At 66.8% G+C, this 16,052-nt stretch carries 11 protein-coding genes; 6 read left to right on the top strand and 5 right to left on the bottom strand.

The genetic code is table 11. The features are described from left to right. Positions 1-3 precede the first annotated feature (3 nt). Genes ABIB99_RS25235 through ABIB99_RS25210 form a run of 6 tightly spaced genes read left to right on the top strand, consistent with a single transcriptional unit; the run spans position 4 to position 11,421 of the window. On the top strand, positions 4-375 hold the full coding sequence (locus ABIB99_RS25235; protein WP_063981950.1) for a GPW/gp25 family protein: 372 nt from the start codon (positions 4-6) through the stop codon (positions 373-375). Next, positions 372-2,918 (top strand): putative baseplate assembly protein, encoded by a 2,547-nt coding sequence (locus ABIB99_RS25230; protein WP_354177891.1) that lies wholly within the window; start codon positions 372-374, stop codon positions 2,916-2,918. Before ABIB99_RS25235 ends, ABIB99_RS25230 begins: the two co-directional genes overlap by 4 nt. Further along, positions 2,915-5,554: a putative baseplate assembly protein gene (locus tag ABIB99_RS25225; RefSeq protein WP_354177889.1), complete on the top strand. Its 2,640-nt coding sequence runs from the start codon at positions 2,915-2,917 to the stop codon at positions 5,552-5,554. The genes ABIB99_RS25230 and ABIB99_RS25225 overlap by 4 nt, the downstream gene beginning before the upstream one ends. Then, positions 5,551-7,680, top strand: a complete 2,130-nt coding sequence (locus tag ABIB99_RS25220; protein ID WP_354177887.1) for a hypothetical protein — start codon at positions 5,551-5,553, stop codon at positions 7,678-7,680. The genes ABIB99_RS25225 and ABIB99_RS25220 overlap by 4 nt, the downstream gene beginning before the upstream one ends. 21 nt (positions 7,681-7,701) lie before the next feature. Beyond that, positions 7,702-10,884 (top strand): DUF6519 domain-containing protein, encoded by a 3,183-nt coding sequence (locus ABIB99_RS25215; RefSeq protein ID WP_354177885.1) that lies wholly within the window; start codon positions 7,702-7,704, stop codon positions 10,882-10,884. A 15-nt stretch (positions 10,885-10,899) separates the two neighbouring features. Next, positions 10,900-11,421 carry a hypothetical protein gene (locus ABIB99_RS25210; RefSeq protein ID WP_354177883.1) on the top strand — a complete coding sequence of 174 codons (522 nt, stop codon included), beginning with the start codon at positions 10,900-10,902 and terminating at the stop codon, positions 11,419-11,421. Between the two features lie 28 nt (positions 11,422-11,449). On the opposite strand, the gene ABIB99_RS25205 is transcribed toward ABIB99_RS25210, so the two are convergent. The 5 genes from ABIB99_RS25205 to ABIB99_RS25185 are packed head-to-tail and all read right to left on the bottom strand — an operon-like array spanning position 11,450 to position 16,036. After that, positions 11,450-12,169 carry an ABC transporter ATP-binding protein gene (locus ABIB99_RS25205; RefSeq protein WP_354177881.1) on the bottom strand — a complete coding sequence of 240 codons (720 nt, stop codon included), beginning with the start codon at positions 12,167-12,169 and terminating at the stop codon, positions 11,450-11,452. Next, on the bottom strand, positions 12,162-12,917 hold the full coding sequence (locus ABIB99_RS25200; RefSeq protein WP_354177879.1) for an ABC transporter ATP-binding protein: 756 nt from the start codon (positions 12,915-12,917) through the stop codon (positions 12,162-12,164). Before ABIB99_RS25200 ends, ABIB99_RS25205 begins: the two co-directional genes overlap by 8 nt. After that, positions 12,914-13,912, bottom strand: a complete 999-nt coding sequence (locus tag ABIB99_RS25195; protein ID WP_354177877.1) for a branched-chain amino acid ABC transporter permease — start codon at positions 13,910-13,912, stop codon at positions 12,914-12,916. The genes ABIB99_RS25200 and ABIB99_RS25195 overlap by 4 nt, the downstream gene beginning before the upstream one ends. Further along, entirely contained in the window at positions 13,909-14,784 is an 876-nt protein-coding gene (locus tag ABIB99_RS25190; protein WP_071911591.1) for a branched-chain amino acid ABC transporter permease, read from the bottom strand. Before ABIB99_RS25190 ends, ABIB99_RS25195 begins: the two co-directional genes overlap by 4 nt. 10 nt (positions 14,785-14,794) lie before the next feature. Then, the gene (locus ABIB99_RS25185; protein WP_354177875.1) at positions 14,795-16,036 is read right to left on the bottom strand and encodes an ABC transporter substrate-binding protein; all 1,242 of its coding nucleotides are present in this window, start codon (positions 16,034-16,036) and stop codon (positions 14,795-14,797) included. Between the last annotated feature and the right edge of the window lie 16 nt (positions 16,037-16,052).

Raw genomic sequence — 16,052 nt, 5'->3', positions numbered from 1 at the left:
GGCGTGAGCAGCGAACTCGATTTCCCCTATCATTTCGACGACCAGGGCCGCACGGCCACGACCGGCCGTCCCGATCACATCCGCGACCTGATCGAGCAGGTGCTGTTCACGATGCAGGGCGAGCGGGTGATGCGGCCGGATTTCGGCGCGGGACTCCTGGCGCTGGTGTTCGAGCCCAATTCGGTGACGCTCGCCGCGACCACGCAGATGCTGGCCCAGGCCGCGCTGCATCAGCACCTGTCGCATCTGATCGCCGTCACCTCGGTCGAGGTGATCAATGACGATGCGGTGCTGCGGGTCGAGATCCGCTACGTCGTGCTTGCCGACCGCACCAGCCACGTCGCGAGCTTTGCGGTTCCGGGGGGCGCGGCATGAAGCAACATTGCTGCGATCCGCGCCGGCTCGAAGTGCTCGAGGCCAAGGGCAGCGCCAACGCCATCGCATTCATCGAGGTGCTCGACCTCGCTTCTCCGCCCGGCGCGCCGCGGCAACAGACCCTGCTGGTGCGGCTGCTGCATTCCGGCTTCACGCTCTCGCCGGACAATCTGCGCATCACCGGCGGCGAGCGGATCGCGACCGTTGGCGTGGTCTGGTGTGCGCCGGCCGACGCGCTGCCGGCCGAGGCCGAGCCGGGCCTGGTCGACACCGTCGACGATCTCGCCCGCACGCTGGTCGTCCGGACCGACAGCAGCGGAGATTATTCGATCTACAATTTCGGCATCTTCGCCAATTCCGGCTCGGCCCTGCCGCCGGCCGGGTTCGATCCGAAGCTGTCGGCGATCGACTTCACCTTCAAGGTCGAATGTCCCTCGGACTATGACTGCGCAGACACCGCGCCGTGCCCGCCCGTGCCGCGCTTGAGGCCGGAGATCGACTATCTCGCGCGCGACTATCAGGGTTTTCGCCGGCTGATGCTTGACAGGCTGAGCCTGCTCGTGCCCGGCTGGCAGGAGCGTTCGGCGGCGGATCTCGGCGTGACCCTGGTCGAGCTGCTCGCCTATGCCGCCGACAACCTCGCCTATCGTCAGGATGCGGTCGCCAACGAAGCCTATCTCGCCACCGCGCGGCAGCGCATCTCGGTGCGGCGCCATGCGAGGCTGGTCGACTATCATTTGCACGAGGGCTGCAACGCCCGCGCCTTCGTGCATTTCGACGTGAATGGGCAGAAAATCGCGCTGCCGAAGGGCACGCAACTGCTGACCCGTGTGCCGGGCCTCGGCGCGGCGCTGACGCCGGGCTCGCGCGCGCTCAGCGATGCGATCGAAGGCGGCGCCGAGGTGTTCGAAACGGTCGCACCCGCCGAGTTGGACCAGCAACAGAACAGCCTCGCGTTCTATGCCTGGGGCAACAACGGATGCTGCCTGCCGCGTGGCACCACGCGCGCGACGCTGCGCGGCCACATTGATACGCTCGCCATCGGCGGCATCCTGATCTTCGAGGAGGTGATCAGCCCAACGACGTTGTCTGCCGCCGATGCCGATCCTGGCCATCGCTGCGCGGTGCGGCTGACCGAGAGGACGCTTACGAGCGATCCGTCCGGCGGGCTGTTCGACGAGCCTCCGGTCGACGGCCCGGTCGACGTCACCGAGCTCGCCTGGAGCGAGGCCGACGCGCTGCCTTTCCCGCTTTGCCTGACGGTGGAGGACCGCCCCGAGCTCGCGATCAGTGTTGCGCGCGGCAATATCGTGCTCGTCGATCACGGCCGCACGCTATCGCCCGAACAGCTCGGCGTGATGCCGCGCGCCAGCTTGAAGCAGGCATCGCGCGCGCCGGGCAATTGCTGCACCTCGTCCCCGGACGTCATGCTGCCGCCGCGCTTCCGCCCGGTGCTGGCAAACAGCCCGTTGACGCAATCCTTCGATCTCGGCGCGCTGCTCGCCGTTCCCGTCAGCAACGACAAGCCGTGGTGGGCGGCCAGCGCATTTTCGCTCTTGTCGCCGCGCGACGCCACGCCTGCCATCGTCGATCTCACGGGACAAGTCGCCGGCATCACCGAGCACTGGCTGCCGCGACGCGACCTCATCAACAGCGCCGGCAACGCGCCGCATGTCGTGGTCGCGATCGACAACCACGGCGAGGCCTTGCTGCGGTTCGGTGACGGCCTGCTCGGCAAGCGCCCGGCCGAAGACACCGCATTCACGGCGACCTACCGGATCGGCAACGGCACATCCGGAAATGTCGGCGCCGAAGCCATCGCCCACATCGTCAACACCACGGACGGCGTGTTCGCGGCCGTACGCAATCCGCTTCCCGCATCCGGCGGCGTCGAGCCCGAGGACATCGAAGCCGCCCGCCGCGATGCCCCACAGGCGTTCCGTACCCAGGAGCGCGCGGTGACGGCGGCCGATTACGCCGCCGCCAGTGAACGACGTGCCGACGTGCAGCGCGCGGCCGCAACGTTCCGCTGGACCGGAAGCTGGCACACCGTGTTCGTGACGCCCGACCGCTTCGGCGGCGGCGTAGTCGACGCGCCCTTCGCTACGCAACTGCGCAACCATCTCGAGCGGTTCAGGATGGCCGGCTACGACCTCGACGTACGGCCGCCGCGCTATGTGCCGCTGGACGTCACGCTGCATGTCTGCGTCAAGCCGGACTATTTCCGCGCCGAAGTCGCGCAGGCCGTGCGGGTGGTGTTGTCGAGCGCGGTGCTGCCCGACGGCACGCTCGGCCTGTTCCATCCCGACAATTTCACCTTCGGCGATCCCGTCTATCTCAGCCGCATCATCGCAGCCGCACAAGCGGTCGAGGGTGTCGAGGCGGTTCAGGCGGAAAAATTCCAGCGGCTGATCTCGCCGCTCGCGACCTCGCTGGATGACGAGGTGATCCCGATCGGAAGCCTCGAGATCGCGCAGCTCGCCAATAATCCGAGTTTCCGCGAGCGCGGCCGGCTCATCATCGAGGCGGGAGGCGGCAAATGACGCTACCGATCCCAACCATCAAGCCTCATGCCCTGCCTGCCGGCAGCGAGAGCTGCGGCTGCTGCGCCGGTGTCGAAGCCGAGACGCCGCAAGGCATCTCGAACCGCTACGGCCTCTCCGCCATCGCCTATCGCGTCGGCGACTACGCCCAGTTCCGCGAGAGCCTGCACGCTGCGCTGTCCTCTGCCGCGTTCGCACCGCTCGGCAAGCTGCAAAGCCGCGCCGATGACGATTTCACCATCGGCCTGATCGATGCGTTCGCCTGCGCTGCCGACGTGCTCACCTTCTACCAGGAGCGCATCGCCAACGAATCCTATCTCCGCACTGCGCTGGAGCGCGTCTCGCTCCAGGAGATGGGCCGGCTGATCGGCTACCGCCTGCGGCCCGGCGTCGCCGCCGAGACATGGCTTGCCTTCACGTTGGAAACGCCGCCCGCGCCGCCGCCAAAACTGTCGCCCGAGCCGGGCAGCTTCGTCACCGGCGTGCCCGCTCAAGTGTCGATCGAGATCGGCACGAAAGTGCAGAGCGTACCGGGGCCGGACGAGAAGCCGCAGACCTTCGAAACGGTCGAGCGACTGGACGCCGCACGGCCGGCCTGGAATGCGATCCGACCGTGGCTGGCGGAGACACGCCGACCGGACAAAGGCGACACGGTCATGTACCTCGCCGGCCAGCGCAACAATCTGAAGCCGGGCGATGCGCTGCTGATCGTCGGCGATGCTTTCAATCCCGGTACGAATGACAGCAACTGCGATTTCCGCTTCATCGACAGTGTCGAGCTGCAATCGGATTTCGATCGCACCAAAATCACCTGGCAAGCCGGTCTTTCCGGGGTCACGGCCGCCCAGAACTCGAAGGTCTATGCGCTGCGCAAGCGGGCAGCACCCTTCGGCCACAACGCGCCGATGTGGAAGTCGATGTCGACGGACTTTCGCAATAACTATCCGAGCGGGAGTGGCGCGCCGGAGTGGCCCGACTACACGATCTCGCCGATGGGCTCGGCCCAGGGCGGCGGTTTCATTGATCTCGATACGGTCTATTCCGAGGTCCGCGCCGGTGGTTACGTCGTGCTTTCGATGGCAGCCAGGGGCTCCATCCAGGTCATCATCAAGGCCTTCGGCAAGTCGGATGTCATCCTCGATCTCGGCCCGCATCTCGACGTCTACCAGATCGCCGATGCGGACGAGACGTCGCGCGCGGAGTTCGCGCTGGCCGGCAAGGTCACCCGGCTGCAATTGCGTGGCTCCCATTACGACCGCTATCAGGACCAAGTTCGTCGCATCACGGCCTTCGTGCAGTCCGAGCAGCTCGCGCTTGCGCCCTACGCCGTCGATGATGCCGCGACCGGCAACAGCATCCCGGCGCCCGTCAGTGCCGATGGCCTCATTGCAGGGCGACGGCTGATCGTACGTGGCAATCGCGTCTCCGACGGCCAGGCCGTCGTCGTGCAGGCTAACCTCGTATCCGCCCAGGCTGTCGATGCCGGCCGCTGCATGCTTCAGATCGATCCGCCGCTCGCCGGCAGCCTCGACCGCGGCAGCGTCGTCGTTCATGGCAATGTGGTGCCGGCCTCGCATGGCGAGACGGTGACTCAGATCCTCGGCTCGGGCGATGCGGCCCAGCCGTTCCAGCAATTCGAGCTGAAACAGGTGCCGCTGACCTATCGCGCCGCCGCCAATGAGAGCGGTGCCGCGAGCGAATTGACGTTGCGGGTCGGCCAGATCGCATGGCACGAGCGCGCGACGCTGTTCGGCACAGCCGCGACCGATCGCGTCTTTGCGCTCGATATTGACGAGCAAGCGCGCAATCTCGTGAAGTTCGGCGACGGCGCCAGCGGTGCGCGGCTGCCGAGCGGGCTCAACAACGTCCGCGCCACCTACCGCAAGGGCATCGGGGTCGCCGGCAATGTCCGCGCCGAGACGCTGAGCCAACTGCTGTCGCGTCCGCTCGGGCTCAAGGGCGTCAGCAACCCGTTCGCGGCCGAAGGCGGCAACGATCCGGAGCCGGCGGACGCTGCGCGTCGGAGCATGCCGCTCGGCGCCCGCACGCTCGGCCGCGTCGTGTCCGTCCTTGACTATGAGGATTTTGCCCGCGCCTTCACCGGCATTGCCAAGGCGCAGGCGCAGGTGTTGCAACTGCCGCGCGGAAAGACCATCGCCATCACGATCGCGGGGCCACCCGGCGCTCCCGTCAATTCGACAAGCTCGGTATGGACCAATTTGCTCGCTGCGCTGAAGGCCGGCGGCGATCCGCATGTCGCCGTCATGCTGCTGCCCTACCAAGCCAGCACCTTCCGGATCGGATTGAAGGTCAAGCGCGATCCCGATTTCGACGCCAAGGCCGTGCTCACCGCCGTCGAGGCGGCGCTGCGCGCGCACTTCACCTTCGACGCGCGTGAGCTCGGCCAGCCGGTGCAGCAATCCGACGTGATCGCGGCGGCACAATCGGTGCCCGGCGTCATCGCTGTCGACCTCGTCCAGCTCTATGGCGGCACGGCGCCCCTCGCGCAGACCATTCTCTCGCGCCAGGTCCGGCTGCTCGCCTCGCGGATGCACGTCGACCAGGGCGTGGCGAGACCGAGCGAACTGCTGACATTGAACCCGGCGCCGTTCGACCTCCTGGAGGAGATGGCATGAACAGCCTCACCCCCGAACGGCTCTACAGCCTGCTGCCGACGCTGCACCGGTTGCGCGACGCCGCGCTTGCGGGCGATCCCGCAAAGGCCGGTCCGCTCCAGGCTCTATTGGCGGCATTTGCGCGCGAGTTCGCCACGCTGGAAGAGTCAATCGACCAGCTCTACGACGACCAGTTCATCGAAACCTGCGCCGAGTGGGTGACGCCCTATATCGGCGATCTCATCGGCTACCGGCCGCTGCGCGGGCTCGGCACCGAGCTGACCTCGCCGCGTGCCGAAGTCGCCGACACCATCGCCTTCCGCCGCCGCAAGGGCACCGCGCTGATGCTGGAGGAGCTCGCGCAGGACGTCACCGGCTGGCCGGCACATGCGGTCGAATTTTTCGAACAGCTCGCCACCACGCAATACATGAAGCACATCCGCCTGCATGCGCCCGCGACCTGCAATCTGCGCGACACTGCGGCGCTGTTCCGGCGCGACGGCGCCTTCAACAGCATCGCGCACACCGCCGAGATGCGGCGGCCGGGAACGGGCGCCGGCCGCTACAACATTCCCAACATCGGCATCTTCCTGTGGCGGCTGTTGTCGCTGTCGCTCACGGCGGTGCCGCTGACGCCTGACGCCGGCGACGCGACCGGCCGGAAATTCCGTCTCAACCCGCTCGGCGCGGACATGCGGCTGTTTCGATTCGCGCAGGCCGAGTCCGACATCTCCCATCTCGCCGAGCCGGTCAACGCGCCGGAGCCGCTGTCGGTGCGGCTGATGGCAATGGCGGTGCGCGCCGCACAGGCAACCGCACAGCCGGACGCACAGCGCGAGGACGATTATGGCGACGGCGAGAGCCTGGTGTTTTTCACGCCGGGCACCCCGCCCATCCCGGTGCCGACGGCCAAGGTGCGGGTCTGCGATCTCCGCGACATTCTCGATGGCGGCGGCAATGTCATCGGCTGGGCCCATGAGGCGCAGGTGACGGCGGGCACGATCGGCTTCGATCCCGAGCGTGGCCGTGTGCTGCTCGGCAATCCCGCCGACGGACCGCTGCTTGCGACATTCCACTACGGCACTGCGCGGCAGATCGGCGGCGGCGAGTATCCGCGCGTGCCCGCCGCGGGCGATATCGGCAACGAGCAGACCGTCGATGCCGGAGGCGCGTGGCAGGCCAAGCTCAACCTGATCAGGACCGGTGGCCGCCTCATCATCGGCGACAGCCTGACCTACCAGGAGACGCCGACCTTTGTGGTCGACGACGTGACCGGCGACGCCACGCCGCACCATGTGGTGGTCGCCGCGCATGACCAGACCCGCCCGCTGCTGGCGGCGGGCGGCGAGATCACGCTCGACATCGGCGCGCGTGGTCGCCTCACGCTCGACGGGCTCGTGATATCGGGCGGCGCGTTGCGGCTGGCGGCTTTTGCCGATGTCGAGCCGCGGGAGCTGCTGCTGCGCGATTGCACGCTGGTGCCCGGACTTACCCTGAATGGGGACGGCAGTCCGACCTCGCCGGGCGAGCCGAGCCTGATCATCGAGCATCCCTTCGCCAAAGTGACATTGGAGCGCTGCATCGTCGGCCCGATCCACGCCGTCACTGATGCCGAGGTGGCGCTGACCGACTGCATCATCGATGCCGGCGCGCCGGGGAACGTCGCCTTTGCCGCCGATGCCGCAGGCGGCCCCGGCGCCGAACTGACGGTCGCCCAATGCACCGTCATCGGCAAGGTTCACACGAAACTGTTGAAGCTCGCCTCCAACACCATCTTCTTCGCAGAGCTTGGTCCAAAGCCCGCGGAAAAGTGGATCGCGCCGCTCTTGGTCCAGCGTCGCCAGGAAGGTTGCGTCCGCTTCTGTTACGTGCCCGCGGGTTCGATCACGCCGCGGCGCTTCCATTGCGTGCCGAATGACACGGCGCCCACGGCGCTGCCGCTGTTCACCTCGCTTCGCTATGGCGATCCCGGCTACGGGCAGCTGCGCCGCGCCACCAGCCTCGCGATCCGCGCCGGCGGCGACAATGACAGCGAGATCGGCGTGCTCAACGCATTATTCCAGCCGCAGCGCGAGGCCAATCTCAGGCTGCGGCTCGATGAATATCTACGTTTCGGGCTGCACGCGGGCCTGTTCTTCGCGAGTTGACCGAGTGCATCGGAGGCTATCATGGGTGCCGACTTCTCACGCGTTCGTCTCGACCCGCTGCTCGACTTCGCCGGCGTGGAGCTGAAACAGGGCGCGGTGCTGCTGGACGGCGACGCCAACGAGCTAATGGCGATCCTCGATCGCAGGCTGCGTGCACTCGCCAGCGACATTCTCGACCGCGATACGGTGTCCTCGACGACCCCGGATGCATTCAAGCTCGGCGTTGCCGGCAATACGCTCGAGATCGGCAAGGGGCGGCTCTATGTCGACGGTCTGCTCGCGGAGAACCACGGCCTAGCCGATCCCGACAAGCGCCTGTTCGACGATCTCATGGCCGAGACAGTCTTCACCGACAAGCTGACCTATGAGACCCAGCCCTATCTGCCGGATGCAGTGCGGCCGCCGCTGCCGGCGGCCGGTCGCCATCTCGTCTATCTCGACGTCTGGGAGCGCGAGCTGACCTGGCTCGAGCGGCCGGAACTGGTCGAGATCGCCGTCGGCGTCGAGACCAGCTCGCGGCTCCAGACGGCGTGGCAGGTGCGTGTGCTCGACACCGATGCCGGCGCCAACACCAGCTGCGCGACGCCCGACGAGGACATGCCGGGTTGGACCACAGTGATCGCGCCATCGACCGGCGTGCTCACGACAGGCACGTTCGACGCAGCTCCGGTGACCGACCCCTGCGAGCTGCCGCCGACCGGCGGCTTCCGCGGCCTCGAGAACCAGCTCTACCGGGTCGAGATCCACGACCCCGGCCAGCCCGGCGGCACCGCGACCTTCAAATGGTCGCGCGAAAATGCCAGCGTCGGCTCGCGCGTCGCCAGCATGATCTCGGCGACCGAGCTCGAGCTCGACAGTCTCGGGCGCGACGACGTGCTGCGTTTCAACACCGGCGACTGGATCGAGATCATCGACGACCCCAGGGAGTTCTCGCAAAAAGCCGGCGAGATGCGCCGCATCACCGTCACCGAAGCGACCCGCCGCATCAGCTTCACACCGGCACTGCCGGGCCTGATGCTGCCGTCGGGGTTCCCCAACAGCGATTGGCCGAAGCAGACCAATTTGCGGGTGCGCCGCTGGGATCAGAAAGGAAAGGTGTTCCGGACCGACGCCAGCGGCACGCCGGTGCAGATCGGCGATCTCGATGCCGCCGGATCGACCGGCGTGATCAAGGTGCCCGCCGCTGGCACGACAGTCCTGCTAGAGGACGGCGTCACCGTGAGCTTCGATTCGACCGGGGCAGCGGGCAGCCGTGCCGGCGACTGGTGGGCCTTCGCCGCGCGCACCGCGGATGCCAGCGTCGAATTGCTCGACCGCGCCCCGCCGCGCGGCATCCATCACCATTATGCACGGCTCGGCATCTGGGACGTCGACGCCAAGAGCGTCACCGACTGCCGCCACCCGTGGCCGCCGAAAGGCGAAGGCCACGACTGTGCCTGCACGGCCTGCGTCACCGTCGAGCAGCACGAGAGCGGCAGCTTCACCATTCAGGACGCCGTCAACAAGGTGCGCGAGACCGGCGGCACCATCTGCCTCGGCCCCGGCCGCTACGTGCTCAAGGAGGCCGTGGCGATCAACCAGGCGAAATCGGTCCGCATCGCCGGCAAGGGCCCGGCGACGCTGCTGGTGGCGCCGACCGGCGCATTCGCCATCCAGGACTCTTTTGCGATCGCAATCGAGGACCTCGCGATCCTTTCGCTCGCACGCGATCCCACGATCGACGTCTCGACCTGCATCGGCCTCGGCCTGACCCGTCTCGCCATCGCGGCACTCGGCACCGAGAATGCACAGCTCCCGGCGGTGGTGCTGCGCGGTGTGGTTGGCGGTGCGAAGCTCGCCGAGAACGCGATCTTCGCGCCGGTTGCGATTGCGGGCGGCGCGCTCAAGGGCGTGGAGAACGGTGCCGGCTTCCTGCTGACGGCCGCGGTGACGATCGAGGAGAACGTCCTGCTGTGCCAGCGCGGCGCGATCGCCTTCGCCGACGAGGTGCTGCATCTGCTCGCCACGCGGATCGCGCATAACGAGATCATCGGCTGCACCGACACCGCCATCGCCGCGCAGGGCCTTGCGCTTCCCGGCGCCTCGCTGGCGATCGACGGCAACAGTTGCAACGTCATGGCCAACGGCATCGCCTGTGCCGCGGCGGGGCTGTGGATCGAGCGCAACCAGCTGCGCAACTGGTCACCCGGTGATCACGTCGGCATCGGGCTGATCCCCGGGCTCGACCGCCGCAGCACCGCTGCCGCGCATATCCTCGCCAACCAGATCCACGGCTTCGGCACGGCCGGAATCAAGGTGATTGCCGGAGCACAGGACCTGATCATCAAGCTCAACGCGATCGACGCCTGCGGCGCCGGGATCATGCTCGGCGGCGCGACCGACGCCGCAGCCGTCTCGATCGAGAATAACCACATCCGCAACATCGAACCGGTCACCGAGAGCGAGAACGGCACCGTGGTCGGCATCGAGGTGATCCGCGCCGACAGCGCGACGATTGCGGGCAATCTGGTTCGCGCGATCGGCCTGACGGCAGTCAAGTCCGCACTGCGCGCCGGCGTCGTCACCTTCGGCGTCAACCGGCCGCGCGTGAGCGGCAACGAGATCGTCGAGGTCGCGCCCGCCAAGGGGTTTGTCGGTACCAGCGCCGGCATCATGCTGCGCGCGCCGCAGACCCAGATCGAGGTCAATCACAACAGCGTGCAGCGCGACCTCACGCCGGGCGTGGACAATTCGGACGGCAACTGGTTTGCGCTCACCACGGCGGAGGTCAATCCGAAACTGCCGTTCGGACAGGCCGGCGACAAGGTCGCGATCCGGCTCGGCGACGGGCGGATCCTCGCGCTTGGCGCCGACTATGCGTTCGTCAGGGCAAGCCTTGCCGCCAACGACACCGAGGGCGCGCGCGCCGGCATCATCGGCAACATGCTGGCCGCGCGCGGGCCTGCCCCCGCCGTTCTGGTCGTGGCCGGCCAGGAATGCCTGTTCAACGACAACCGGGTGGAATCCGGCAGCAGAAGCGTCGCCGTTTCGCTGGAGAGCGCGGTCGCCATCATCAGCACGAACCGGGTGCGCGGCGGCGAAAGCTCGATCCGCCTCACCGGCGCGCGGGCAGTGACCGTGATCGGCAACATTACAACCAGCACCATCATCATCCCAGGCGGCATTGCCAACACGCCGTGGGCGCCACTCAACGTGATCGGCTAATTCGCGGAGATTTCGATGCGCACCTTCATCGTTGGAGACGAGACGAAACTCAAGGCTGTCAGCGAGAAGCTGCTGCATGCCAATCTGAGCCAGGTTCGCAGCGAGGCTGCGCTGAAAGCCTTGCAGGAGGCCAATCCGCATGCCGATCTGAACAGGCTCGCGCGCGGCACCGTGCTCTTCGTGCCGGATACGCCGGGCTTCAAGGTCAGCACCACAAGCTCCGCCACCGAGGGTCCGCTCGCAGCCTTGCACGAGCTCCTGGATGAGGCGCTCGGCCTCGCGCTCGAGGAGACCGCAGCCGGCAGCAACGCGCGGCTCGCGGATCAGGAGCAGACCGTCAAGGCCTTCGACGACGGCGCGGTGAAGAAAGCGATCGGCGACCCCAATGTGGGCGGCCAGATCCGCGAAAGCGTCAATGCCGTCAGGAAAGGCTTCGAGGCCGATCGCGAGCTTGCCGCGCGCGCGGAAAAGAACATCACCGAGGTCGGCAAGGCAGCGATCGCAAAGCTCAACGAGCTCGGCAAGCTGCTTGGATGACCTGCTGGCGTACGGCCCTCAGCGGCCGTCACACCGCGCAATAACGCTCCTGGATGTCCTTGTCCGCCAGCAGTGCCGCGGCGCCGCTTTGATGCACGACCTCGCCCTGGTCGATGATCACCGCCCGGTCGGCCAGCCGCAGGGCCCATTCGACGTTCTGCTCGACCAGCAGCAGTGTCTTGCCCTCGTCGCGCAGGCGGCGGAACAGCACGCCCATCTCCTCGACCAGGACGGGCATGATGCCTTCCGAGGGCTCGTCGAGCAGGATCATCTTGGGCTTTGCGATCAGCGCGCGGGCGATCGCGAGCATCTGTTGCTCGCCGCCCGAAAGCGTGACGCCCTCCTGGTCGAGGCGTTCCTTCAGGCGCGGAAAGGTTTCGGCGATCTCGTCGATCGCGGCGCGCTCCTCGATCTCGCCTCCGGCCGCGACCAGGCCGAGGCGGAGATTTTCGCGCACGGAGAGACCGGGAACGATGCGGCGCTCCTCGGGCACATAGGCCAAACCGAGATGGAAGCGCTGATGAGCGCGGAGCGGCAGCAGCTCTCTGCCCGCAAAGCGCACGCGGCCGGTGGCCTTCGGCATCAGCCCCATCATCGAGCGCAAGGTCGTGGTCTTGCCGGCGCCGTTGCGGCCGACGAGAGCTACCACCTCGCCCTCCTTCACGTGCAGGGAAATGCCGTGCAGGATATGGCTTGCGCCATACCAGGCGTGGAGATCATCGATTTCGAGCAGCGCGGTCTCAGCCATAGCCTTCACTCTGTCCGAGGTAAACCCGCCGGACTTCCGGGTTGCTCCTGATCTCGTCGGGCGCGCCGTCCGCCAGCAGACGGCCGTGATGCAGCACCACGACACGCTTGGACAGGCCGAGCACCATCTTCATCTTGTGCTCGACCAGCAGCACCGTGCGCTTCTCCGCGAGCCGTTCGAGCAGCGCGACCATGTCCTTGGTTTCTTCCGGCCCCATGCCGGCGGTGGGCTCGTCGAGCAGGAGCAGCTCGGGCTCGGAGACCAGCGCGATCGCGATCTCCAGCGCGCGCTGCTGGCCGTGCGAGAGGAATTTGGCCAATTCAGCGCGCTTGCCGAGCAGTCCGACCGCCTCAAGCGCCGCATCGGCGCGCGCGTTCAGCTCCGTCAGCCGGGCGCGGTTGCGCCAGATGTCGTAGCTCACGGTCAGCGCCTGGGCCGCTACGCGCACATTCTCGTGCACGGACAAGTCCGGAAAGATGTTCGTGATCTGGTAGGAGCGCGAGATGCCCTGATGCACGAAGCGGTGCTGCGGCAGGCCGTTCAGCTCGCGGTCCCTGAAGTGCAGCGTGCCCGACGTCGGGGCCAGCGCGCCGGAGAGGATGTTGAAGAAGGTGCTCTTGCCAGCGCCGTTCGGCCCGATGATCGAGGTGAGCTGTCCCGCCGCAAAGGACACGGTAATGTCTTCGAGCGCGACGAAGCCGCCAAAACGCTTGCCGACCCCCTCGACGCGAAGCAGTTCGCCGCTCATGGCCGCGCCTTTCCGATGCCGAGCGTGTCGAGCAGCGTTCCCCAGATCCCCTTGGGCAGGAACAGCACGAACAGCACGAAGATCGCGCCGACAAAAATCTGCCAATGCGGCGTCCAGAGCGAGATGACATCCTCCAGGATCAGGAAGCTCGCAGCCCCGACGAAGGGCCCGAAGAAGCTCCGCGCGCCGCCGAGCAGCACCATCATCACGATCATGCCCGATGTCTGGTAGTGCAAAAGGTCGAGCGGTACGATCGACAGGTGCAGCGCCAGCATGCAGCCGCCAAGCGAGGAGATCGCACCCGACAGCATGAACACGATCAGCTTGCTGCGCTCGACGTCATAGCCGCACGCCCGCGCCCGCTGCTCGTTTTCGCGGATCGCCTCGATGACGGCGCCGAACGGCGAGTTCAGGATCCGCGACTGGAACCACATCGCCAGCGCAGCGAAGGCCATCAGCACATAGTATTTGTTGACGGGGTCGAGGAAATTGACGGGGAAGCCGAACAGGCTGATGCGGTCGACGGTGAAACCGCGCAGGCCGTTCTCGCCGCCGGTGAAGGACGAGGCCTGCAGCGCGACGTAGTAGACCAGCTGGGCCAGCGCCAGCGTCACCATGGAGAAATAGATGCCGCGGGTGCGCGTCGAGACGATGCCGATTGCGGCGGCAAGGCCGGTGCTCAGGAGGACGGCGATCGGCACCGCGGCGAACCAGGGTACGCCGTAGCGGCCGATCGCAATGCCGGTGAAGTAGGCGCCCGCGCCGAAGAACGCCGCCTGCCCGAACGACAGCAGCCCGGTGTAGCCGAACAGCAGATTGTAGCCCATCACCACGACGCCGTAGATCAGGACGTTGACGGCCAGCGCCTGCGACGGCAGCAGCCATGGCAGCACGGCCAGCACCGCGATGGACAGCAGGACGCGCTGCTCGAGGAGCCAGCCGAAGCCGCTGGACGAGGGCTTGGCGACCGCTTCGCCGTTCGATGGTGACGTCACGCGGTCCTCCCTCTCACGCCGAACAGGCCTTGCGGGCGGATCAGCAGCACAATCGCCATCAGCGCGAACATGACGATGGTCGCCATTTCAGGTGCGAACAGCGCCACCAGGCTGATGGAGATGCCAACCATGAGGCCGGCGACGACCGCGCCGACGATCGAGCCGAGCCCGCCGATCACGGTCACGACGAAGGCCTCCGCCAGTACCAGCGAGCCCATCTCCGGATTGACGCTGCGCATGGGACCCGCGAGCACACCGCCCAGCGCGGCAAGTCCGACGCCAAGGCCAAAAATCGCAAGCCAGACCCGGCCGATATCGACGCCGAGCACCTGCATGATGGTGGGATCGCGGGCGCCCGCGCGCACAATGAGGCCGATGCGGGTCTTCTCCAGCGTCAGCCAGAGCACCAGCAGCACCACCGCCACCAGTGCGATGACGAACAGGCGGTAGCGCGGGAAGAAGCCGATGCCGAGATCGAGCACGCCGACGAGCTGCGGCGGGGTCGGAAACGGAATGCCGTCGCTGCCGAACACGATGCGCACGCCCTCGACCAGGATGTAGCTGAGGCCGAAGGTGAGCAGCAGCGGATCGTCGATCGAGCGTCCATAGAGCCTGCGGATCAGGACGAACTCGATCAGCATGCCGAACGCGCCGATCAAAATGGGAGCGAGCAGCAATCCCCACCAGAAGCTTCCGGTGAGCGATGCCAGATACAGCCCCGCATAGGCCCCGATCATGAACAGCGCGCCGTGGGCGAAATTGACCACCCCGAGCATGCCGAACACGATCGTCAGTCCAAGCGCAGTGATCACCAGGACCGCCCCAAGGGCGATCCCGGAGAGAAGCTGCATGATGATCAGCGACAGGTCCATCGGCCGGGCTTCAGGTCGCGTGACCGAGCTCGCTGCAGCTGCGCAGCATATCGTCGGAACCCCAATCGTTGGCGAGAATCGCAAACAAATCGTTGTCGTTCGCCATCGCGGACTTCTTCTTGGACTCCAGCACCAGCACCGACTGCACCGACTGGTGGTCGCATTTGCGGTAGTGCTGCGGGCCCTTGGTCAGGTCGTATTGCAACTTCTCGAGGGCATCGATGACCTTGTCGGTGTCGGTGCCTCCGGCGACCTGCATGGCTGCCAGCAGCGAACCGACGCCGGAATAGCCGTAGGCGCCGTAGTCGGTCGGGATCGCACCGCCATTGGCAGCCTTGAACGCCGCGTTGAAAGCGGCCGCCGATTTGCTCTGCGGCTCCAGGCCCCAATAGTAATTGGCCCCGCCGACCACGCCCTCGAACACGTCAGGGCCGACCGCGAGCCGCTGGTTGTGCAGGATGACGGGCACGACGATCTTCATCTGCTGCTTGACGCCGAAATCCACCGCCTGCTTGATCGCGTTGGCCTGGTCGCGGCCGAAATTGGAGATGCAGAGCACGTCCGGCCGCATCGACATCAGGCGCGGCATGAAGGTGGAATAGTCGGCCGCGCCGAACGGATGCAGGATCTCGCCAACGTTATCAGCGCCGATCGCCGCCTGCGCGCGCTTGAAGCCGCGCAGCATCTCATGGCCATACGCATAGTCGGCCACGAGATGGGCGACCTTCATGCCCTTCTTCAGGGTCTGCCGCGCCACGGCAGCGGTCGTCATGTGCGGGTTCAGCGCCTCATGGAAGGTATATTTGCTGAAATCCTTGGCCTCGTTGATCGTGTCGGACTGGCTGATCGACACGTAGATCACGCCGCGGGCGCGGGTGACCTCGTTGACCGCGAGCTGCACCGCGCTGGAGAGCGCGCCCACCACGGCGTGGACCTTGTCCTTCTCGATCAGCTCCAGCGTCCGGGTCGCGGCCTCACCGGCATTGAGCTTGTCGTCACGAACCAGCAGCTCGACCTTCCGGCCGCCGATGCCGCCCTTGTCGTTGACGAGCTTGACGGCAAGCTCGGCGCATTTGACCTGATCGCGCGCCTCAGCGGCGAACGGTCCGGTCAGCGGCGTCGGGAAGCCAATGCGAATCGTCTCGTCCGCGGCGCGGCCGAGCCGCGGCATGGCGAGCAGGGCGGCGCCGGCGGAGAGGCCAGCGAGCGCGGTGCGGCGGGATATTGTCGAGGTCGAACCGGATTTGGGCATGATTTCCTCCAACTGT

This window comes from Bradyrhizobium sp. LA6.1, assembly GCF_040547805.1.
GTDB classification, from domain to species: Bacteria; Pseudomonadota; Alphaproteobacteria; order Rhizobiales; family Xanthobacteraceae; genus Bradyrhizobium; species Bradyrhizobium barranii.
Note: the sequence above shows the minus strand (reverse complement) of the source record. Positions and strands in the feature narration are given on the sequence as shown.